Below are 21,320 nucleotides of genomic sequence, written 5' to 3'. Positions count from 1 at the left end.
CTGTCCGGACGCACCTGACAAACAGGAGGCGCGGTGCCAGCTGGCACCGCGCCTCCCGTCTGCCGTCCCGTCGCGACCAGGACGCCTAGGCGACCGCGTCCGCCGGCTCGCGCTTCTGCACCCGCTGCCCGACGACCGCCGAGACGCCGTCCTGCCGCATCGACACCCCGTACAGGGCGTCGGCGATCTCCATCGTCCGCTTCTGGTGTGTGATGACGATGAGCTGGGACGACTCGCGCAGACGCTCGAACACGGTCAGCAGGCGGCCCAGGTTGGCGTCGTCGAGTGCCGCCTCGACCTCGTCCATGATGTAGAACGGCGACGGCCGCGCGGTGAAGATCGCGACGAGGAGCGCCACCGCCGCCAGGGACCGCTCGCCGCCGGACAGCAGGGTCAGGCGGTCGATCTTCTTGCCGGCGGGCTTCACCTGCACGTCGATCCCGGTGCCGAGCAGGTCGGTCGGGTCGGTCAGGGTGATCGACCCCGAGCCGCCCGGGAACAGGATCGGGAAGATGACGTCGAACGCTTCCTTCGTGTCGTTGAACGCGGACTCGAAGATCGTCTGCATCTTCGTGTCGAGCTCGTCGATGATGGTCAGCAGGTCCGTCCGGGTCTTCTGCAGGTCCTCGAGCTGCTCGGCGAGGAACGCGTGCCGCTGCTCGAGCGCCTGGAACTCCTCGAGCGCGAGCGGGTTCACCTTGCCGAGCTGTCCGAGGTCGCGCTCCGCGGCCTTGAGCCGGCGCTCCTGTTCGGCACGGACGTAGGGCACGGTCTCGACGTCGGCGGGGTCGATCTCGTCGGTCGTGTCGAACTCGGGCAGGGCCGGGCCGCCGGGCAGGGTGGACTCCGCGTCGACGAGGGCCGCGTCGTCGGTGTCGGGACCTGCTTCTGCCGCAGCTTCCTCCGGCTCGGTCACGCCCGCGGCCTCGGCGGCCGCAGCAGCGCGCTCCGCCTCGCGGTGCTTCCGCGCGCGCACCCGCGGGTCCACGAGCACGTCGACGGGCACCGGCACGTGCGGCCCGTACTCGGCCACCAGCACGGCCTCGGACAGCCCGAGCTCGCTCTGCGCCCGGTCGAGGATGCCGGACACGTGCAGCTTCTTCTCGTAGATCTCCATCTCGAGCGAGTGCACGCCGTCGGTGATGGTCTGCAGGCGGTCCCGGAGCTCACGCTCCTCGTTGCGGATCGTCTGCAGCTCGGTGTTGCGCTTCGACCGCTCGGCTTCCTCCGTCGCCAGCTGCACCCGCGCTTCGGCCAGCGAGCGGTCGACCGCTCCGAGCACCCCGGGCAGGTCGGCGAGGACGGCTTCGGCGGTCCGGATCTGGCCACGGCGGATGACGGCGAGCCGCGCGGCCTCCTCGGCGGCGGCGCGCTCGGCCTCGAGCTGGCGGTCGAGCTGGTCGGCGCGGTTCCGTTCGGCGCGCACACGCTCGCGCACGGTCTCCACCTGGATCCGCTGCTCGACCTCGGCGGCACGTGCGGCCTCGAGCGCGTCCTGCAGCGCGGGACGCTCGGTCGCGTCGACCACGGGGCGCTCCTGGTCGGTGAATGCACGGTGCGCCGACTCGGCCTCGGCCAGCACCGCCTCGGCGGTCTCGACGGCGCCGTCGGTCTCGGCCAGCGCGGCACGCAGCCGCTCGACCTCGGCCGCGGCGTTCTCCGCCTTCGCTCGCGTCGACGCACTCGTGCGGTCGTACTCGGCCTTCGCCCGCGTGTAGGCGCGGGATGCTGCGTCGGCCTCGTCCGCACGGCGGCGTGCGTCCTCGACGGCGCTGCGCGCGGCCTGGAGGCCCGTGGCAGCGTCCTCGGCGTCGGTCGCGATCGTGTCGCGTCGGGTCACGGCGTCGTCGCGCTCGGCGACGAGCTCGATGCGCGAGGTCACGCGCTCCCCGCCGCCGGTCACGCGGACCGCACGGACGAGGTCGCCGGACCGCGTGACCACCGTGGCGTGCGGGGCGGCCGTGAGCACGGCCTCCAGGTCGAGGTCGTCGGTCTCCGCGACCAGCGTGTCCCGCAGGATCGACGCGAGCGCCGGCGGTCCCTGCACCAGGTCCGTGGCACGGCGGACGCCGGCCGGCAGGGTCTCGGGCAGGGCCGCGGGGACGGACGCGCCGTCCGCGACGACGACGTCGACCCGGCCGAGGTCGGCAGTGCGGGCGTGGTCGACGGCGTCGAGCGCCGCACCGCGGTCGTCGGCGAGGACGGCGTCGGCGAGTCCCTCGAGCGCGGTGGCGATCGCGGCCTCGAACCCGGGCGACACCGTCAGGCTGTCGGCCAGGCGACCGACGATGCCCGCGCGACCGGCGTCGATCAGGGCCTGCGAACCGTCGCGGACCTCGATCGACATGCCGAGCGCGGTGACCCGGGCGTCGAGGGCGTCCCGCTCGCGTTCGAGGGCGTGGAGGCGGTCGCGCTGCTCGTCGCGTGTGGTCTGGGTCCGTTCGAGCACGGCGCGCGCCTGCTCCAGGGTCTGCGCCAGCGCGGTCTCGTCGACCCCCTCGGACGGGTCGACACCGAGTTCGGCGAGGGCCGCCGCGGCACGCTCGGCACGCTCCCCGGCCTCGGCCAGAGCCCGCTCCCGCCGCTCGCGGTCGGCGACGGCGGAACCGCGCTTCGACCGGGCGACGTCGACGGCACTGGCGAGCCGCTGCGCCTCGAGGTCGTGCTGGGAGACCTGGGCAGCCTGGGCGGCGATGCGTTCGTCCAGGGCGTCGAGCGCCGCGCGGGCGTCCTGCACCGCGCGGGCGGTCGTCGCCGAGCCGCCCTGCATCTCGTCGGCACGGGCGGCGAGGCGGTCGGCCTCGGCACGGACCCCGGCGACCTGCTCCTGGGTGACGGTGGGTCCCTGCTGTGGTGCCTCGGCCTGCTGCGCGAGGAACATCAGGCGCTGGTTCGCCAGGCTCGACAGCCCGCGGAGGCGCTCCTGCACGCTCTCGAGCCGGTGCACGACGGTCCGGGCGCGGTCGACGTCGTCGCCGACCATGCTCTGCTCGACGTGCTGCTGGCGCACCCGGGTCTGGTCGAGCCGCTCGGTCAGGACGATGCGCTCGGACTTGCGGCCCGCCTCGACCTCCTGGTGGTCGTGCAGCTCGCGGCGCAGGCGCACCACGTCGTCGGCGAGGATGCGGGCCTTGGCGTCGCGGAAGACCGCGGCGACCGACTGGGCCTTGCGGGCGACCTCGGCCTGACGCCCGAGGGGCTTCAGCTGCCGCCGGATCTCCCCGGCCAGGTCGGACAGGCGGGTCAGGTTCGTCTGCATCGCATCGAGCTTGCGGAGGGTCTTCTCCTTGCGGCGGCGGTGCTTCAGGATCCCCGCGGCCTCCTCGATGAAGCCGCGACGGTCCTCCGGGGTGGCGTGCAGCACCTTGTCGAGCTGCCCCTGCCCGACGATGACGTGCATCTCACGACCGAGGCCGGTGTCGCTCAGCAGCTCCTGCACGTCGAGCAGCCGGCAGTTCTCACCGTTGATGGCGTACTCGCTGCCACCGTTGCGGAACAGCGTGCGCGCGATCGTCACCTCGGAGTACTCGATCGGCAGCAGGCCGTCACTGTTGTCGATGGTCAGCAGCACCTGGGCGCGACCGAGCGGACCTCGGGTCGAGGTGCCGGCGAAGATGACGTCCTCCATCTTGCCGCCGCGCAGGGTCTTCGCACCCTGCTCCCCCATCACCCAGGCCAGGGCGTCCACCACGTTCGACTTGCCGGAGCCGTTCGGGCCGACGATGCACGTCACGCCCGGTTCGAACGCGAACGTCGTCGGCTGCGCGAAGGACTTGAACCCCTTGATGGTCAGGCTCTTCAAGTACATGCGGTCTCCGGATGCTCTGGTTGGCGTCAGGCTAACGCGTGCGGGCGCGGGGACGGGGTTGGCACACGGGGCAGATGTGGCTCGACCGGTTCATGAAGGCCTCGCGCACGATCGTCGTGCCGCAGCGTGGACACGGCTTCCCCTGCTGCCCGTAGACGTTCAGGCGCTGCGAGAAGTACCCCGACTGCCCGTTGACGTTGACGTACTGGGCGTCGAAGCTCGTGCCGCCGTCCTCGAGCGCCCGGCGCAGGATGGCGCGGACCTCGTCGAGCAGCCGTCGCAGGTCGGCACGGCTGAGGCGGTCGGCGGCGCGGTCGTAGTGCAGCTTCGCGGCCCAGAGCGACTCGTCGGCGTAGATGTTGCCGATGCCGCTCACGACGCCCTGGTCGAGCAGCACCCGCTTGATGCCGCTCGAACGCTTCCGCGCCATCCCGGCGAACCGGTCGTCGTCGAACGCGGGGTCGAGCGGGTCACGGGCGATGTGCGACACCTGCCCGGGCACCCAGCGGCGCCACACCGCATCGGGGTCGATCGCGTCGACCTGCCCGCCGAACCCGGCGGGAGCCCCGTCGATCGTCGGCACCATCGCGTCGATCGCCATCGAGCCGAACGTGCGCTGGTCGACGAACTCGAGTTCCACCGGGGGCTCCGCCGCACCCGAGCGGTCGGTGCCCGCAGGCTGCACGTCGATGAGGATCCGCCGGTGCTTGGCAGCCGGTCGACCACGGCCGAGCAGGATCTGCCCGCTCATGCCGAGGTGGGCGACGAGGGCCTCGGGGCGGTCCCCGTCCCGCTCGGGACGCAGCGGCATCCAGAGGAACTTGCCCCGGCGGACGGCGGCTGCGATCGTGCGACCGGTCAGTCGGTCTGCGAAGTCCTCGGCGGGGCCGTCGTGCCGGGTGAGGGCACGGTCGTCGACCACGTCGACGTGCAGGACCCGCGCGCCGGTGACGGCGGGTTCGAGGCCGGCGCGGACGACCTCGACCTCGGGGAGTTCGGGCACGCGGTCAGGCCGCTCGACCGGACAGCCGGGTCCAGGCGTCGAGCGCGGCGGCCATCTCGGCGGCCTTCTTGCTCGACCCGGTGCCGGTGGCGATGTCCTCACCCTGCAGCACGACCGTCGCCATGAAGGTCTTGTCGTGGTCCGGGCCGGTCTCGGTGACGCGGTACGCCGGGTTGCCGAGCGAGCGGCTCGAGGCGAGCTCCTGCAGGCTCGTCTTCGGGTCCATCGCGGCGCCGAAGCGGTCCGGGTCGATCATGAGGGGTTCGACCAGGCGGAGCACGAGTTCGGTGGCCGGGTCCGGGCCGGCCGACAGGTACGTCGCGCCGATGACGGCTTCGACGGTGTCGGCCAGGATCGACGACTTGTCGCGCCCCCCGGTCTGTTCCTCGCCCTTGCCGAGGCGCAGGTAGCGGCCGAGCCCGATCATCCGGGCGATCTCGGCCAGCGCCACGGTCGACACCAGGCTCGCCCGTCGCTTGGCGAGGTCACCCTCGTCGAGGTCGGGGAACGACCGGTAGAGCTTCACGGTCACGGCCTGGCCGAGGATCGAGTCCCCGAGGAACTCGAGGCGCTCGTTGTGCTTGATGCCCCCGTGCTCGTAGGCGTAGGAGCGATGCGTCAGGGCGAGCTGGAGCAGCTCGAGGTCGATGTCGACCCCGAGGATGCCCTGCAGACGAACGACGTCCGGCCCCGCGGGGCGAGACCCCGCAGCGCCGGACGTTGTCGTCATGCGTTCGGTCCGATCAGACGTCGGCGACCTTGCGGCCCTTGTACTCCATGTACAGGGGCGTGCCGGCCGAGTCCTCGACGACCTTCGCGCGGTGCGGGAGGCTGTAGGTGACCTGGCCGTTCTCGATCGTCTTCACGAGCTGGATCGGCGTGGCCTTCCACTGCGAACGACGGGCGTGCGTGTTCGCACGGGACTGCTTGCGCTTGGGAACGGCCATGGTGAATCTCTTTCGGTTGGTCGGTGGTCGGTACGGGGGCTGGCGGTGTCGGGACCTACTCGGTCTCGGCCCGCTCCTCGCCCTCGGTGGTCTTCGGTGCGGTGGTGTCACCGTCGGTACTGTCGTCGAGCTCGATCGCGCTGAGCGCTGCCCAACGAGGATCCAGCACCTGGCGAGCGGGCTGCTCGCCGAGGTCGGCCAGACGCTCACCCGTCACCGGGTCGAGTCCTGGGCAGTCCGGTCGGCAGACCGGCTGGAACGGCAGCGACAGCACCACCGCATCTCGAACGACCTGTTCGGTGTCCACGTGGTCATCGCGAACGAAGAAGTCGAAATCCTCCGAGGCATCATACGCGAACAGCTCGGCGAAATCGACCTCGATCGGTTCGCTGATGTCGATGAGGCAGCGCGAGCACTCCCCCGTGGCGTCGGCCGAAGCGTGTCCGGACACGAGGACACCCTCGTGCAGGCCTTCGAGTTTGACGTCGATGTGCAGTTCGGCACCCTGTCGGACGCCGATCAGACCGGCCCCCATCGCGTCGGGCACCTCGATGTCGAGCGAGTGCTCGCGCATCTCGCCCGGCCGGTGCGCGAGGTCGCGCACGCGCAGGGCGTAGGGGCTGTTCACGGGGGAAGACACGATCGACGAGCCTAGCGCGATCGGGGCCGAGAGTCGAGGTGGCGACAGGCGTGTCCGGACGCGGTGGGCTCGGTGCGCGAGCTGGGCCGGCTGGGCGGGCGTGCTCAGCGGGCCGCGAGCGCGTCGGCGACCGTCTTCGGCACGTAGGGCGTGACGTCGCCGCCGAGGGAGGACACCTGGCGGATCAGCGAGCTCGACACGTGCGCCCGAGACGCCTCCGGCAGCAGGAACACCGTCTCGACGTCGGCCAGGTGGCGGTTCATGATCGCCATCGGGGTCTCGTACGCGACGTCCTCGCCGGACCGCACGCCCTTCACCAGGACCTTCGCGCCGACCCGCCGGCAGTAGTCCACCAGCAGCCCGGACGTCCACTCGCCCACCGTGACCGTCTCCGGCGCGCCGACCTCGACCAGCGAGTCGCGGATGAGCCGCACCCGATCGACCGCCTCGAACATCGCCGGCTTCTTGTCGGGGTTGTGCACCACGAGGACGTGCACCTCGTCGAAGAGCCCGGCCGCGCGGCCGATGACGTCGAGGTGCCCGAGGGTGACGGGGTCGAACGAACCGGGGACCACCGCGATCTTCGCCATGGCAGCGACGATACCGCCCGCGCCTCGGGGTCAGTTCTTGCCGAGGAACGCCGCGTCGGACTCGTCGAGACGCCGGGCGAGGGCGTCTCGGAGGGCCGGGGACCCCTCGAGCTCGGGATCGGGTTCGAGCACACGCTCCGCTTCCTCGCGCGCGTCGACGATGAGGTCGGCGTGCTCGACCACCCGGAGCAGGTTGAGCGAGGACCGCCCACCGGACTGCCGTTCGCCCAGGACGTCGCCCTCGCGTCGGAGCTCGAGGTCGACCCGGGCGAGTTCGAACCCGTCGTCCGAGGCGGCCACCGCGTCGACGCGCTCGCGCGAGGTGGTCTCGAGCTCGGCCGAGGTGACGAGCAGGCAGACACCGGCCCACTGCCCACGACCGATGCGGCCGCGGAGCTGGTGGAGCTGCGAGACCCCGAACCGGTCGGCGTCGAGGACGGCCATCATCGCCGCGTTCGGCACGTCGACGCCGACCTCGATCACGGTCGTCGCGACGACCACGTCGAGGTCGCCGGCGGCGAAGGACGTCATGACGCGGTCCTTCTCGTCGGCGGTCATCCGGCCGTGCAGGACCGCGATCGAGCGCCCTTCGAGCACGGGCATGGTGCGCATCCGCTCGGCGGTGGCGAGCACGGTCGCCGGAGCACGCTTCGGGGCGTCGTCCTCGCCCTCGGCCGGCTCCGGCTCGCCGTCGTCCTCGGTGTGGGCGTCGTCGATGGCCGGGCAGACGACGAACGCCTGGCGGCCCTTGGCCAGTTCTTCTGCCATGCGCGACCAGATCCGGGGTTCCCAGCCCGGGTGCTCCGCCAGCGGGACCGTGAAGGTCTCGACGCCGGCGCGCCCCGACGGCATGCCCGTGATGGTCGAGACGTCGAGGTCGCCGAACACCGTCATCGCGACCGTGCGCGGGATCGGCGTCGCGGTGAGCACGAGCACGTGCGGCGGGGTCGTGCCCTTGGTGCGGAGGGCCTCGCGCTGCTCGACACCGAAGCGGTGCTGCTCGTCGACCACCACGAGCCCCAGCTCGGCGAAGTCCACCCGGTCGCCCAGGAGCGCGTGGGTGCCGACGACCAGCCGTGAGCTGCCAGACGCCGCGGCGAGCAGGGCACGGCGACGTTCGTCGGTCGACTGCGACCCGGTCAGGATCACCGGTCGGAGCTCGGCGGCCAGGTCCGGCCCGAGGAACTTCACGATGGAGCGGAGGTGCTGGGCCGCCAGCACCTCCGTCGGGGCGATGAGCGCGGACTGGCCGCCGGACTCGGCCACCGTGAGCATCGCCCGGATCGCCACGAGGGTCTTGCCGGACCCGACCTCGCCCTGGATCAGCCGGTGCATGGGCCAGGTACGGGCGAGGTCCTGGTCGATGTCGGCCCCGACGGCCCGCTGGTCGTCCGTCAACGTGAAGGGCAGGGTGGCGTCGAAGCGCTCGAGGATGCCACCCGAGGCCGCAACACGCGGGGTGGCAGCAGTCCGACGGGCCGCGATCCGGCGCTGCACCAGGGCGGTCTGCAGCACGAACGCCTCGCGGTAGCGCAGAGCGTCCTGCGCGCGCTTGAAGTCCGCGACCTTCTCGGGGCGGTGCAGGAGCTCGAGGGCACGGCGGAACGGCACGAGGTCGAGCCGGGACCGCGCGGACGCCGGCACCGGGTCGGGCAGGTCCGGCAGGGTGTCGAGGACGATCCCGATGGACTTCGCGATCTGCCACGACGTGAGCGAGGCCGTGGCCGGGTAGATCGGGATCGGCTGGCGCGACCACCGGATCGCCTCGTCGGAACCGGGCTCGGCCGTGGCGCGGGGGTCGTCGGGGTCGAACAGCTCGTAGTCGGGGTGGGCGAGCTGCCGGGCACCGCGGTAGTCGCTGACCTTGCCGGAGAAGATGCCCCGGGCGCCGGGGACGAGGTCCTTCGTGCGCCACCCCTGGTTGAAGAACGTGAGCGTGAGCAGGCCCTTGCCGTCGCCGATCTTCGCTTCGAGGATCGAACCGCGGCGCGCGCGCATGGTGCGTTCACGGACGTCGACGACCTCGGCCACGATGGTGACGGGTTCGCCGATCGCGAGCGAGTCGAGGGCCGTCAGCGCACCACGCTCGGCGTAGCGGCGGGGCGCGTGCTCGAGGAACTCCCCCACCGTGCGGTAGCCGAAGGCCTTCTCGATCGCGGTCGCCGTCCGACCACCGAGCACGTTCGCGAGCCGCGCGTCGAGCGGCGCCGGACCGAGGTCGGGCGCGGCCGGCGCAACGGGGGTTCCGGAGGTGACCACGCTCCAACGGTACCGGGCACGACCGACCCCATCCGCGCCTCCCGAGCGGCCTGTGGAGAACACCGGACCGGACCCGCCGGGCCGATACGGTGGCTGCATGACCCGCATCATCGCCGGCGCCGCCGGCTCCCTGACGCTCCGGGTGCCGAAGTCCGGCACCCGCCCGACGAGCGACCGTGTGCGCGAGGCGCTGTTCTCGTCGCTCGAGGCACGGGGACTCGTCGAGGCCACGTCGGTGGCCGACCTGTACGCGGGGACGGGCGCGCTCGGGCTCGAGGCAGCATCCCGCGGTGCGGCCGAGGTGGTCCTGGTCGACCGGGCATCCGCCGCCGCGCAGGCCTGCCGGGCGAACGCGAAGGCCGTGCAGCAGCGGGTGCCGGGCGTCCGGATCGACGTCCAGCCGCAGCCGGTGCTCGGGTACCTGCGCGGGACCGTCCGCACCTTCGACCTGGTGTTCATCGACCCGCCCTACGACGTCACCGAGCACGAGCTCGCCGAGGTGCTCGAGGCCCTGGCGCCGAAGCTGACGCCGGATGCCGTCGTGGTGGTCGAGCGGAGCAAGCGCTCCCCCGAGCCCACCTGGCCGGCCGGGCTCGCGCCCTTCAGCAAGCGCAGCTACGGCGAGACCGTCGCGTGGGAGGCGGTCGCTGCCGGCTGACGCAGCCGGCCAGCCGGGTCAACCGGTGGCGCCGTCCCAGTCCGCGTAGGGGTCCCAGCCGGTCGTCGGCACCGGCGACCCGGCACGCAGCAGATCCGCGTCGCCACGCTCCCGCACGGCTCCGATGCGCCGGAAGCCCCCGGGCAGGATCGTGTCGGCCGGGAACGTGGCGAGCAGTCCGTGGTCTTCGCCACCGTGCAGTGCGACCTCGTCGAGGTCGGTGGCGGCATCGAGTTCGAGCGTCACCCGGCTGGCACGGGCGAGCCGACCGGCGTCGATCGCCAACCCGTCGGACAGGTCGAGCATCGCGGTGGCCCCGGCCGCGGCCGCGAGCGGCCCGTCGGCGATCGGGGGCACCGGTCGGCGCTGCCGTCCGACGTCGGGGTCGACGTCCGCACCGCTCGCGACCGTCGCGACGCGGTCCGGCTCGCCCCGGTCGTCGACGCCGTCGTGGAACAGCCGGGACAGCCCGCGCGCGGCACGTCCCAGCTCGCCGGACACCGCGAGCACGTCACCGACGCCCGCGCCCGACCGCAGCACGGGGGCGCGGCCCAGCAGGTCACCGAAGGCGGTGACGGCCACGGTGAACGTCGCCGAGGTGGAGAGGTCTCCCCCGACGACCCCGCACCCCGACGCGAGTGCGTCGACGGCGAGTCGGAAGCCCTCGGCGATGCCCTCGAGGACGGCCACGGGGGTGTCCTGCGGTGCGGCGAGGGCGATCACCAGGCCGCTCGGCACGGCACCCATCGCGGCGACGTCGGAGAGGTTCGTGGCGGCCGCTTTCCAGCCGATGTCTGTCGGCGACGACCACGCCCACCGGAAGTCCGGGCCGTGCACCATCATGTCCGTCGTCACGACGAACCGCCCGTCGGGAGCGGCGACGACGGCGCAGTCGTCACCGGGACCGAGGAGCGGCGTCCCCGCGGGCAGACGGCTCGTGATCCGGTCGAGGACGACGAGTTCGCCGAGCTCCCCCACCGTCGGTCCGGCCCAGGCGTCGTCCGTCGCATCCACACGAGAACGGTAGCCTGGACGGCGATGGACACCGCGCGCCGCACCCCTCGCACCCTCGCGATCCTGGGGGCCGTGATCACCCTCGCTGCCGGGTTGACCGGGTGCACGAACGCCGTGTCGATGTCCCCGGCCCCGTCGGCGAACGCCGCGGCGTGTGCGGCCGTGCAGGTCCGGCTGCCCGCGACCGTGGACTCGAAGTTCGACCTGCGGAACACGAACGCGCAGGCGACCGCTGCCTGGGGCGACCCCGAGGTGGCGATCTACCACTGCGGTGTCGCCGTCCCCACCGTGTCCGACCTGCCGTGCTTCTCGCAGGGCGGCGTCGACTGGATCCGCGACGACCGGGGCGACCAGGTCGTCTACACGACGTTCGGTCGGTCACCGGCGGCGCAGGTCGTGGTCGACTCGACGAAGACCACGTCCTCGGTCGTGCAGGAGCTGTCCGACGCCGTGTCGTCACTGCCGAAGGACGGACACGAGTGCCTCGACCCTGCTGACGTGCAGGGCTGACGCTCGCGCGCCGACCCGGTCAGCGCACGGCTGACGCTTGCGCGCCGACCTGACAGCGCAGGCTGGTCAGCGAACGGCGGCGCGACCCAGCTCGATGAGCTCGGTGATCAGCTCGCCGTAGGACACCCCCGACGCCGCCCAGCAACGCGGGTACATCGACAGCGGTGTGAAGCCCGGCATCGTGTTGACCTCGTTCACGACGAAGCCGTCGTCGGTCAGGAAGCAGTCGACACGAGCGAGCCCCGAGCCACCGATTGCCTCGAACGCGCGGGCACCGATGGAGCGGATCTCGTCTGTCTGGTCGTCGGTCAGCGGCGCCGGGCAGAGCAGCGACTCGTCGCCGCCCAGGTACTTCGAGGCGAAGTCGTAGAAGCCGTCCTCGGCCACGACGATCTCGCCCGGCAGGCTCGTGCGCGGCACGCCGTCACGACCCTCGAGCACGGCGACCTCGACCTCGCGGCCGACCACGCGGGGCTCGACGATCACCTTGGAGTCGTGCTCGAACGCCAGGTCCATCGCGGCACCCAGCTGCGCGGGCTCGTCGACGCGCGAGACGCCCATGCTCGACCCGGCGCGGGCAGGCTTGACGAACAGCGGCCAGCCGTGGGCGGCGATCGTCTCGGCAACGTCCATCGGATCGGCCGCCCACTGCCGGCGCAGCACCGTGGTCCACGGTGCGACCCGGAGCCCGGCGTGCTCGAGCACGGCCTTGGCGACGTGCTTGTCCATCGCCAGGGCGCTCGCGAGCACGCCGTCGCCGACGTACGGCAGCCCGGCGATCTCGAGCAGGCCCTGGATCGTGCCGTCCTCGCCGAAGGGGCCGTGCAGGATCGGGAACACCACGTCGACCGGGATCGCCGTGACCGTGCCGTCGGGGTGGGACACGACGAGTTCGTTGGTGGCCGGCGAGGTCGGGAACGCGATCCGCGTGCCGTTGTCGGGCACCGTCGGCAGCGCGCCGTCACGGATGGTCCACTGCGCCGGGTCGTCCGACTGCAGCGTGAAGGCACCCTCCCGGGTGATCCCGATCGGCACGAGGTCGTACTCGGCCCGGTCGACGACGTCCATGATGCCGCCGGCGGTCACGCAGCTGATCTCGTGTTCGCTCGAGCGACCGCCGAAGAGCACGGCGACGGTGGTCCTGGGCATGGGGGTTCCCTCGGGGATCGTGGGCACGGGAGTCCCTTCGTGACTCGGTGCGGGACCGGTCACTCGCCCTGCGGCTCGTCGGTCTCGGTGAGGTGCGGCGCGATGTTGCGCGGATCGAGCCTACCGGCGAGGACCTCGCCGACCTGGCTGACGATGGGCATGTCGACCCCGTTCGCCGCGGCCAGCTCGAGGATTGGGGCGACCGAGGCCAGCCCCTCCGCCGTCTGGTTCATCTGGCGGACGACCTCGTCGAACCGGTAGCCCTGACCGAGCAGCCGTCCGGCGGTGTTGTTCCGCGACAGCGGCGACTGGCACGTGGCGATGAGGTCGCCGAGGCCCGCGAGCCCGGACAGCGTGGACGACTGCGCGCCGAGCGACACCGCGAAGTCGGTCATCTCGGCGAGGCCGCGCGTGATGATCGAGGCCTTGGTGTTCTCGCCGTAGCCGACCCCGTCGACGATGCCGATCGCGACGGCGATGAGGTTCTTCAGCACGCCGCCGAACTCGGTGCCGATGACGTCCGTGTTGATGAACGACCGGAAGTACGGGTTCGTCGCGACGGCGGCGACGTCGGTGGCGGTCGCCAGCGACGACGACGACACCACGGCGGCGGTCGGCTGCCGACGGGCGATCTCGAGCGCCAGGTTCGGCCCACTGGCCACCGCGATGCGGTCCTGGTCGATGCCGAGCCCCTGCAGCAGGACCTCGCTCATGCGCAGGCCCGTGCTCTTCTCGACGCCCTTCATCAGGCTGACGACCGGCACGTCGGCGGGCAGCAGCTCGCGGATCGCGGCGAGGTTCGAGCGCAGGGTCTGCGAGGGCACCGAGACGTACACCTGCGAGGCGCCGTCGAGCACGCGCTCGAGGGACGTCGACGCGGTCAGGGTGCGAGGCAGGTTGATGCCGGGCAGGTAGTCCGAGTTGCGCTTGGTCTCGGTGATCTCGCGGGCGACCTCGGGGCGTCGGGCCCACACCACCGTGGACGCTCCGCCCTCGGCCAGCACCTTCGCGAACGTGGTGCCCCAGCTGCCGGCACCGATCACGGCCACCCGGGGCTTGTCGGTCGACTGCATGACCACCCGGATCGCGGCGGTGTCGAAGGCCCCCGGAGCCGCGGCGGCGGGGTCGGGTCGGTCGTCGTGGGGTCGGAGGTCACTCAAACCGGCCGGTCTCCTTCTGGTTGTTCGCCGCCGGGTCCCAGCGGGTCGCGGGTGCCCGTTCGCCGCGGAGCACCTCGAGCAGCGCGGTGATCTCGCGCATGACGAGTTCGGTGGCCTCGCCGAGCATCTGCTGGTCGATCTGCCGACCGCGGTACGCCGACAGGTCGACCGGGTCACCGATGATCACGTCGACGCGGGACGGCGGGAACAGCCGGAGCTTCTTGCCGTACCGCGCCATGATGTTCTGCGTGCCCCAGTGGGCCATCGGGATGAGCGGCACGTCGTTCTCGAGTGCGATTCGCACCGCGCCCGTCTTGCCGCGCATCGGCCACAGGTCGGGGTCGCGGGTGAGCGTCCCCTCGGGGTAGACGATGATCGCACCGCCCTGCTCGACCAGGGACCGGCCACCCCCGAGCGGGTCGCTCAGGCGCGTCCGGCCGGAGCGTTCGACCGGGATCTGTCCCATGCCGGACATGAGCTTGCCGACCACGGGGACCGTGAACAGGGACGCCTTCGCCAGGAACCGCGGCGCCCGCTTCGAGATGTACACGGCGGTGCCCACGACCAGGGGGTCGATGTTCGTGAAGTGGTTCGGTGCGAGCACGAAGGCACCCTCGGCCGGCAGCCGGTTGGGGCCGTGCCAGTGGTACCGCGCCGAGAACCGGAACGTCGGGATGACGATCGAGGCGACGATCCGGAACGCGGTGTTCAGCTCGCCGCGGCGCCACCGGCGCCCACGCACCGGGAGGCCGGTCGCGACCTGCGCGTCGGAGCCGCCACGGGCCTCCAGACCGTCGCCGCTTGCTTCTGCCGGCACTGTGCCTACCCAGCGAAGTCGAAGTCGGCGCCGAGCTTGCGCAGCTTCGGGATGAAGTGCTCGTAGCCGCGGCTGATGATGCCGACGTTGGTGATGTGCGACTCGCCGTCGGCGGTCAGCGCCGCGATGAGGTGGCTGAACCCGCCGCGCAGGTCGGGGACGCGCACGTTGGCGGCGTGCAGCTTCGTCGGACCGGTGATGACGGCGGCCTGCTCGAACGGGCGGCGGGCGACACGGCGGTCGTGCCCGGGCAGCCCCTCCTTGTGCACGACGATGTCGGCACCCATCTCGTTCAGCGCGTCGGTGAAGCCGAAGCGGTTCTCGTAGACGGTCTCGTGCACGATGCTCTGGCCCTCGGCCTGGGTCAGCGCGACGACGAGCGGCTGCTGCCAGTCCGTCATGAAGCCGGGGTGCACGTCGGTCTCGATGACGACGGGCTTCAGGGTGTCCAGCTCGCGGTAGAACCGGATGCCGTCCTCCTGGATGTCGAACCCGCCGCCGACCTTGCGGAAGACGTTGAGGAACGTCATGAGCTCCTGCTGGTTCGCGCCCTCGACGAAGATGTCGCCGTTCGTGGCGAGCGCGGCGGACGCCCAGCTCGCGGCCTCGTTGCGGTCGTTGATCGCGCGGTGCGTGTAGCCGCGGAGCGACTCGACGCCCTCGATGAAGATGACGCGGTTCGGCTCGACGGAGACGATGGCGCCCATCTTCTGCAGGATCGCGATGAGGTCCATGATCTCGGGCTCGATCGCGGCGTTCCGCAGCTCGGTGACGCCCTTCGCGAGGGTCGCCGAGAGCAGGACCTGCTCGGTGGCGCCGACGCTCGGGTACGGCAGCTCGATCGAGGCGCCCTTCAGGCCGTCCGGGGCCGTCAGGTGGATGCCGTTGACCTGCTTGTCGACGACCGCACCCATGGCACGCAGGGCGTCGAGGTGGAAGTCGATCGGACGGTCGCCGATGCGGCAGCCGCCGAGGTCGGGGATGAACGCCTCGCCGAGCTTGTGCAGCAGCGGACCGCAGAACAGGATCGGGATGCGGCTCGAACCGGCGTGCGCGTCGATCTCGGCGAAGTGCGCCGACTCGACCCGCGACGGGTCGAGGATGAGTTCGCCTCGTGCAGGATCGGTGATGCGCACGCCGTGCACCTCGAGCAGCCCGCGGACCACCTTGACGTCGGAGATGTCCGGCACGTCACGGAGGATCGACGGGGTGTCACCGAGCAGCGACGCCACCATGGCCTTGGTCGCGAGGTTCTTCGCCCCACGGACCTCGATGCGCCCCACGAGCGGCTTGCCCCCGCGGATGACGATCTCGTCCGACTTGAGGCCCACGCGCGCCCCTGCGGCCGCTGCGTCCTGTACGAGAGAGTTCACTACTTCACCGGCAATGTCTTCGGCCGCCAACTGGAGCGGCGGGATTCGAACTCCGTGATCGAGGTCTCGTCACGGAGGGTGAGCCCGATGTCGTCGAGCCCTTCCATCAACCGCCAACGAGTGTAAGCGTCGATCTCGAAGGGGACGTCCACATCCCCCAGCGACACGCGCTGCGTCACGAGGTCGACCGTCGCCTCGATGCCCGGGTTCGCCTCGATGGCGGCCCACAGGCGCTCGACCTCCGGTTCGGTCACGATCGCCGTGACCAGGCCCTGCTTGCCGGCGTTGCCCTTGAAGATGTCCGCGAAACGGGGCGAGACGACCACGGTGAAGCCGAAGTCACGGAGCGCCCACACGGCGTGCTCGCGGGACGAACCGGTGCCGAAGTCGGGGCCTGCGACGAGCACACGGGCACCCTGGTAGCGCTCCTGGTTCAGCACGAAGTCGGGGTCCTGCCGCCACCCGGCGAACAGGGCGTCCTCGAAGCCGGTCTTCGTGACGCGCTTCAGGTAGACGGCCGGGATGATCTGGTCGGTGTCGACGTTCGACCGCTTGAGCGGTGCGGCGATGCCGGAGACGGTGGTGATCTTGTCCATCAGAAGGTCCCCTCGGTGGCGGTGGCGGCCGTCGCCGCCGCGATCTCGTCGTCGGTCTCCAGGTCCCACGGGCTGGACAGCGTGCCGCGCACCGCGGTGGCCGCGGCGACGAGCGGCGACACCAGGTGGGTGCGGCCGCCCTTGCCCTGGCGACCCTCGAAGTTGCGGTTCGAGGTGCTCGCGCAGCGCTCCCCCGGTGCCAGCTGGTCCGGGTTCATCCCCAGGCACATCGAGCAGCCGGCGAACCGCCACTCGGCACCGAACTCGGTGAACACCTTGTCGAGCCCCTCGGCCTCGGCCTCGAGCCGGACCCGAGCGGACCCCGGCACCACCATGACCCGGACGCCGTCGGCCTTCTTGCGGCCGTTGATGATCGATGCGAAGGCCCGAAGGTCCTCGATGCGCGAGTTGGTGCAGGACCCCATGAACACCGCGTCGACGGCGATGTCCTTCATCGGGGTGCCGGCTGCGATGTCCATGTACTCCAGGGCGCGGCGTGCGGCGGCCTGGTCGTTGGGGTCGCTGTAGGCGGCCGGGTCCGGCACGCTCTCGGACAGCGAGACGCCCTGGCCCGGGTTCGTGCCCCAGGTGACGAAGGGCTCGAGCTCGTCCGCGTCGATGAACACCTCGGCGTCGAACACGGCGTCGTCGTCGGTCGCCAGGGTGTCCCAGTACGCGACGGCGTCGTCCCAGTCCTGGCCGGTGGGCGCGTGGTCGCGGCCCTGCACGTAGTCGTAGGTGGTCTGGTCGGGGGCGACCATGCCGGCGCGGGCACCGGCCTCGATCGACATGTTGCAGATCGTCATGCGGCCCTCCATCGAGAGCGCGCGGATCGCGGAGCCGCGGTACTCGAGCACGTAGCCCTGTCCGCCGCCGGTGCCGATCTTCGCGATGACGGCCAGGATGATGTCCTTCGCCGTCACCCCCGGGCGCAGCGTGCCCTCGACCGTGATCGCCATCGTCTTGAACGGCTTGAGCGGCAGGGTCTGCGTGGCGAGGACGTGCTCGACCTCGGACGTGCCGATGCCGAACGCCATCGCGCCGAAGGCCCCGTGGGTGCTGGTGTGCGAGTCGCCGCAGACCACGGTGATGCCGGGCATGGTCAGGCCGAGCTGCGGGCCGACCACGTGGACGATGCCCTGCTCCTTGTCGCCCAGGGAGTGCAGCCGGACGCCGAACTCCTCGCAGTTGCGACGGAGGGTCTCGATCTGGATGCGGCTCGTCGGGTCCGCGATGGGGCGGTCGATGGCGAGCGTCGGCGTGTTGTGGTCCTCGGTCGCGATCGTCAGGTCGAGGCGACGCACCGGTCGCCCGGCCTGCCGCAGGCCGTCGAACGCCTGCGGACTCGTCACCTCGTGCACGAGGTGGAGGTCGATGTAGAGGAGGTCGGGGTTGCCGTCCTCACCCTTGACCACGACGTGGTCGTCCCACACCTTCTCGGCGAGCGTCTTTCCCATGAGCTCAGCCCTCCTCGTCCTCGTCGTTGCGCCGCGACCGCGGCCCGATCAGGCGACTCTACCATTGGTATACCAACGCGCGGCACCCCGCCCGTCGCGGGTCCGTCACCCCGTGGCGGCGCAGCCTGGAGGCCCGTGGCGACTCCCCGACACCCGTCGCGGTGGGAAGATGGTGACGACATGACGACACCTGCGCACTCGACCCGGACCATCAACCTCGAGGGCGCGGCACGCGCCGCGATCGCCGGTGGCGCACCGCTCGCGCTGCTCATCGCCCTCGGCATGCCGGGGTACGCCGCCTTCGCCATGTTCGCCGGGTTCACCGCCATCTTCGGTGCGACCGAGCCCTACCGGCAGCGTGCCGTCACCACCGGCGTCGCGGGTGTGCTGCAGGCGCTCTGCATGTTCGCCGGCATCGGGGTCGGGCTCCTCGGGTCGCCGCTCTGGCTGCAGGCCGTGGGTCTCGTCGTCGTCCTGGTGGTCGCGGTCTGCACCCTCTCCGCGCTCCGGGCGATCCCCGCGCAGCCGATCTTCCCGGTGTTCGCGTTCGTCGTGTCCGCACTCGTGCCGATGCGCCCGGCGGACGTCCCGCTCGTCACGACGATCATCGTCTGCTCGGTGGTCTGGGCCTGGCTCGTCGCGATGTCCGGAGCGGTGCTCCGCCGGGTGTTCCACCCGCACGCCCCGCACCGGTTCCGCCCGCTGGCCGACCGCAAGCACCGCTCGCTCGCGGTCCTCGGGACCCCGGCGCTGTGGGAGACCGTCGCGCTCAACGTCGTCGGGTCACTCGTCGCCGGTGCCGTCGCGGAGTCGATCCCCGGGCTCGGGCACCCCTACTGGGCAGTCATCGCGGTGGTCTCGACCCTGCCGGCGATCCGCCAGCGGCACACCGTGGTCCGCGCCGGGCAGCGTGTGGTCGGCACGATCGGCGGCACGGTCATCGCGGTCGGCATCCTGCTGCTCGAGCCGTCGGCGTGGTGGATCGTCGTGCTGGCCGTCGTCGGGCAGTTCTTCGCCGAGATCTTCGTCGCCCGGAACTACGCCGTGTGCCTGCTGTTCCTCACCCCGCTCGCCCTGGCGGTGTCGTGGTTGAGCCTGCCCGAGGCACCCCAGCTGCTGGCGCTCGACCGCATCGCGCAGACCGTGCTCGGTGCCGTGGTCAGCGTGGGGCTGCTGCTCGTCGGGCGTGCGATCGAGCGTCGGCGCGGCCGTGCCCTGGGTGCGACGAGCGCGATCCGGACCGTCTGACGCGCCCGGTCGAACCGGGCGTACCTGGTCGTTCCGGGCGTACCTGGTCGAACCGGGCGTACCTGGTCGAATCGGGCGTACCTGGTCGTTCCTTTCGACCAGGAACGCCCGATTCCGCTTGCCATCGCGCGTGACAGGGGAAGGAACGGGCGCGGACGGCGGACGGGAGGCCCGTGGCGGCGCCGCCACGGGCCTCCCGTCCGTCCGTGGTCGCGACCACCGCGTCCGGCGGAAGCGACAGATCCTCGCGGAACATCCGCGGGGACCTGTCGCCCTCGCGGACGAGACGGCCCCGCGTACCGCGGGTCTGTCGCTTTCACGAGCGGTCGGACCCGCCGGACCTTTCGCGACCCGCCGGCCCCACCCGCGCGTCAGTCGCGCGGCTGGATGTTCCAGGCGTCGATGACGGGGCGGCCGTGCTCGTAGCCGAGGATGCTGACCGAGGCGGTGCCGAGCTTCAGCACGGCGCCGTCCTGCGGCGCGAGCCGGATCCACGCGGCACCGAGTGCCCGCAGCACGTGGCCGTGGGCGATGAACACCGCGTCGTGGCCCTCGGCGAGCACCGGGCGGGCACGGTTCAGGATGCGTTCGACGCGGACGCGGACCTCGGCGGCGTTCTCACCGGGGGTGTCGCCGGCGGGGACCCCGTCGGTCCAGAGATCCCACGGTCCGTGGCGCAGCACCTTGATCTGCGGGGTGGTGAGGCCCTCGTACGCGCCGTAGTCCCACTCGTACAGGTCCTCGTCGAGCTCCGGCTCGACGCCAATCAGGTGCGCGGTGTCACGCGCGCGCTGCAGCGGGCTCGACAGCGCCAGCGCGAACGACCGGTCCCCGAGGTACCGGCCCGCGCGCTTCGCCTGTTCGACGCCGTTGTCGGTGAGCGGGATGTCGGTGCGGCCGGTGTGCTGCCCGCTCTTCGACCACTCCGTCTCTCCGTGACGGACGAGGACGAGTTCGCCGGGGCGTTCCGAGGTCATGAGTTCCTTCCGATCCAGAGGCCGAGCGCAGCTGCGCCGACCGAGACGACGAGCATCCCGAGGCCGTTCAGGACGGCGAGCCGGGTCTTGCCGGATCGGAGGAGCTGTACGGTCTCGACGCTCGCCGTCGAGAACGTCGTGTACCCACCCATCATGCCCGTCCCGAGCACAGCGACCGTCGAGGCGGGAATGGTGCCGGCCTGCCCGAGGCCCGTCAGGACCCCGAGCACGAGCGATCCGGACACGTTGATGAGCAGGGTCCCGACCGGGAACCCGGCGAACCGGGAACCGGCGAGGCGGCCCTTGACGACGCCGTCGAGCACGAAGCGCAGGGCGGCGCCGGCTCCCCCGCCGACCGCGACCAGGACCAGTTCGACCGGGCTCATCGGGCGTCCTGCAGCGGTTCGGGGCGGGTGCGGGGCCGGGTGGCCGCGGCGACCCCCAGACCGAGGACGACCGCGACGAGTCCGAGCACGACCGAGAGCAGGGCGTACCCGCTGCCCGCCGTCCAGCGGCCGAGGTCGAGCAGCTGCGCGGTGTCGTCCGCGAGCGTGCTGTAGGTCGTGAAGCCGCCGAGCACACCGGTGCCGACGAACAGCCGCACCGCGCGACGACGACCGACGTCCGAGCCCCGTCGGGCGAGCGCGTCGAGCAGGAAGCCGAGGCAGAACGCCCCGACGACGTTGATCCCGAGGATGGTCCAGCTGATCCCGTCGTGCGCGGGGAACAACGTGGCGAGGAGTGCGCGGACGGCCGTGCCGATCGCGCCGCCGAGGGCGACCAGGGCGACGAGCCTCCAGCGCAGGTGCGGTGGGCGTTCGGCGTGCATCGTGCTCCCGTCGCGAGGCGATCGTTCCCCGGGTGACGGGGACGATCCAGGCTAGCCGAGACGACGAAACCCCCGCCGAGCCGGAGCTGGACGGGGGTTTGCGTGCTGGTGACCCCAGCGGGATTCGAACCCGCGTTACCGCCGTGAGAGGGCAGCGTACTAGGCCGCTATACGATGGGGCCGCGGCTGTTGTCGGACTCGGAGCATGTCACCTGTGGTGACCCCAGCGGGATTCGAACCCGCGTTACCGCCGTGAGAGGGCAGCGTACTAGGCCGCTATACGAT

20 protein-coding genes and 1 tRNA gene are annotated in these 21,320 nt (G+C 71.7%); 3 read left to right on the top strand and 18 right to left on the bottom strand.

Annotated elements, in window-relative coordinates:
- Positions 1 to 85 precede the first annotated feature (85 nt).
- The 7 genes from H7A73_RS08430 to H7A73_RS08400 form a co-directional block, all read right to left on the bottom strand.
- Entirely contained in the window at positions 86 to 3,808 is a 3,723-nt protein-coding gene (locus H7A73_RS08430) for an AAA family ATPase (RefSeq protein ID WP_182065591.1), read from the bottom strand.
- Positions 3,809 to 3,839: 31 nt separating this feature from the next.
- Positions 3,840 to 4,811, bottom strand: a complete 972-nt coding sequence (gene mutM / locus H7A73_RS08425) for a bifunctional DNA-formamidopyrimidine glycosylase/DNA-(apurinic or apyrimidinic site) lyase (RefSeq protein WP_182065590.1) — start codon at positions 4,809 to 4,811, stop codon at positions 3,840 to 3,842.
- Between the two features lie 4 nt (positions 4,812 to 4,815).
- Positions 4,816 to 5,541: a ribonuclease III gene (gene rnc, locus H7A73_RS08420; protein WP_247738016.1), complete on the bottom strand. Its 726-nt coding sequence runs from the start codon at positions 5,539 to 5,541 to the stop codon at positions 4,816 to 4,818.
- A gap of 13 nt (positions 5,542 to 5,554) precedes the next feature.
- The gene (gene rpmF / locus H7A73_RS08415; protein ID WP_017888273.1) at positions 5,555 to 5,758 is read right to left on the bottom strand and encodes a 50S ribosomal protein L32; all 204 of its coding nucleotides are present in this window, start codon (positions 5,756 to 5,758) and stop codon (positions 5,555 to 5,557) included.
- A 55-nt stretch (positions 5,759 to 5,813) separates the two neighbouring features.
- Positions 5,814 to 6,386: a YceD family protein gene (locus H7A73_RS08410; RefSeq protein WP_071405664.1), complete on the bottom strand. Its 573-nt coding sequence runs from the start codon at positions 6,384 to 6,386 to the stop codon at positions 5,814 to 5,816.
- A 116-nt stretch (positions 6,387 to 6,502) separates the two neighbouring features.
- Positions 6,503 to 6,988, bottom strand: a complete 486-nt coding sequence (gene coaD, locus H7A73_RS08405) for a pantetheine-phosphate adenylyltransferase (RefSeq protein ID WP_182065589.1) — start codon at positions 6,986 to 6,988, stop codon at positions 6,503 to 6,505.
- Between the two features lie 30 nt (positions 6,989 to 7,018).
- The gene (locus tag H7A73_RS08400) at positions 7,019 to 9,247 is read right to left on the bottom strand and encodes an ATP-dependent DNA helicase RecG (RefSeq protein ID WP_259362780.1); all 2,229 of its coding nucleotides are present in this window, start codon (positions 9,245 to 9,247) and stop codon (positions 7,019 to 7,021) included.
- A 97-nt stretch (positions 9,248 to 9,344) separates the two neighbouring features.
- Here H7A73_RS08400 and H7A73_RS08395 point away from each other — a divergent pair, with 97 nt between their 5' ends.
- The gene (locus H7A73_RS08395) at positions 9,345 to 9,905 is read left to right on the top strand and encodes an RsmD family RNA methyltransferase (protein WP_027465899.1); all 561 of its coding nucleotides are present in this window, start codon (positions 9,345 to 9,347) and stop codon (positions 9,903 to 9,905) included.
- 18 nt (positions 9,906 to 9,923) lie between these two features.
- Here the strand turns inward: H7A73_RS08395 and thiL are convergent, their stop codons facing one another.
- A complete protein-coding gene (thiL, locus tag H7A73_RS08390; protein WP_182065587.1) occupies positions 9,924 to 10,919 on the bottom strand; it encodes a thiamine-phosphate kinase in 996 nt (331 codons plus the stop codon).
- Positions 10,920 to 10,943: 24 nt separating this feature from the next.
- On the opposite strand from thiL, the gene H7A73_RS08385 reads away from it, so the two are divergent.
- Complete coding sequence (locus H7A73_RS08385; RefSeq protein WP_182065586.1) at positions 10,944 to 11,429, top strand: DUF3515 family protein; 486 nt, start codon at positions 10,944 to 10,946, stop codon at positions 11,427 to 11,429.
- Positions 11,430 to 11,495: 66 nt separating this feature from the next.
- On the opposite strand, the gene H7A73_RS08380 is transcribed toward H7A73_RS08385, so the two are convergent.
- The 6 genes from H7A73_RS08380 to leuC form a co-directional block, all read right to left on the bottom strand.
- On the bottom strand, positions 11,496 to 12,578 hold the full coding sequence (locus H7A73_RS08380; RefSeq protein WP_182065585.1) for a D-alanine--D-alanine ligase family protein: 1,083 nt from the start codon (positions 12,576 to 12,578) through the stop codon (positions 11,496 to 11,498).
- A 59-nt stretch (positions 12,579 to 12,637) separates the two neighbouring features.
- Positions 12,638 to 13,651, bottom strand: a complete 1,014-nt coding sequence (locus H7A73_RS08375; protein WP_182065633.1) for an NAD(P)H-dependent glycerol-3-phosphate dehydrogenase — start codon at positions 13,649 to 13,651, stop codon at positions 12,638 to 12,640.
- 79 nt (positions 13,652 to 13,730) lie between these two features.
- Positions 13,731 to 14,555 carry a lysophospholipid acyltransferase family protein gene (locus H7A73_RS08370; RefSeq protein WP_182065584.1) on the bottom strand — a complete coding sequence of 275 codons (825 nt, stop codon included), beginning with the start codon at positions 14,553 to 14,555 and terminating at the stop codon, positions 13,731 to 13,733.
- A gap of 5 nt (positions 14,556 to 14,560) precedes the next feature.
- Positions 14,561 to 15,928: a UDP-N-acetylglucosamine 1-carboxyvinyltransferase gene (gene murA, locus H7A73_RS08365; RefSeq protein ID WP_071244875.1), complete on the bottom strand. Its 1,368-nt coding sequence runs from the start codon at positions 15,926 to 15,928 to the stop codon at positions 14,561 to 14,563.
- Positions 15,928 to 16,524, bottom strand: a complete 597-nt coding sequence (gene leuD / locus H7A73_RS08360; RefSeq protein ID WP_110859117.1) for a 3-isopropylmalate dehydratase small subunit — start codon at positions 16,522 to 16,524, stop codon at positions 15,928 to 15,930. The genes murA and leuD overlap by 1 nt, the downstream gene beginning before the upstream one ends.
- The gene (gene leuC / locus H7A73_RS08355; protein ID WP_182065583.1) at positions 16,524 to 17,981 is read right to left on the bottom strand and encodes a 3-isopropylmalate dehydratase large subunit; all 1,458 of its coding nucleotides are present in this window, start codon (positions 17,979 to 17,981) and stop codon (positions 16,524 to 16,526) included. Before leuC ends, leuD begins: the two co-directional genes overlap by 1 nt.
- Positions 17,982 to 18,161: 180 nt before the next feature.
- On the opposite strand from leuC, the gene H7A73_RS08350 reads away from it, so the two are divergent.
- Positions 18,162 to 19,229 (top strand): FUSC family protein, encoded by a 1,068-nt coding sequence (locus tag H7A73_RS08350; protein WP_182065582.1) that lies wholly within the window; start codon positions 18,162 to 18,164, stop codon positions 19,227 to 19,229.
- A gap of 371 nt (positions 19,230 to 19,600) precedes the next feature.
- Here the strand turns inward: H7A73_RS08350 and H7A73_RS08345 are convergent, their stop codons facing one another.
- The 4 genes from H7A73_RS08345 to H7A73_RS08330 form a co-directional block, all read right to left on the bottom strand.
- Complete coding sequence (locus H7A73_RS08345; protein WP_027465908.1) at positions 19,601 to 20,206, bottom strand: histidine phosphatase family protein; 606 nt, start codon at positions 20,204 to 20,206, stop codon at positions 19,601 to 19,603.
- Positions 20,203 to 20,592 (bottom strand): fluoride efflux transporter CrcB, encoded by a 390-nt coding sequence (gene crcB / locus H7A73_RS08340; protein WP_182065581.1) that lies wholly within the window; start codon positions 20,590 to 20,592, stop codon positions 20,203 to 20,205. Before crcB ends, H7A73_RS08345 begins: the two co-directional genes overlap by 4 nt.
- Positions 20,589 to 21,035: a fluoride efflux transporter FluC gene (locus tag H7A73_RS08335; RefSeq protein ID WP_182065580.1), complete on the bottom strand. Its 447-nt coding sequence runs from the start codon at positions 21,033 to 21,035 to the stop codon at positions 20,589 to 20,591. Before H7A73_RS08335 ends, crcB begins: the two co-directional genes overlap by 4 nt.
- Before the next feature lie 106 nt (positions 21,036 to 21,141).
- A tRNA-Glu gene (locus H7A73_RS08330) sits at positions 21,142 to 21,217 on the bottom strand.
- Positions 21,218 to 21,320: the final 103 nt, after the last annotated feature.

It is taken from the genome of Curtobacterium sp. ME12 (assembly GCF_903970855.1).
Lineage (GTDB): Bacteria > Actinomycetota > Actinomycetes > Actinomycetales > Microbacteriaceae > Curtobacterium > Curtobacterium poinsettiae_A.
This window is presented reverse-complemented; position numbering and strand designations above follow the sequence as displayed.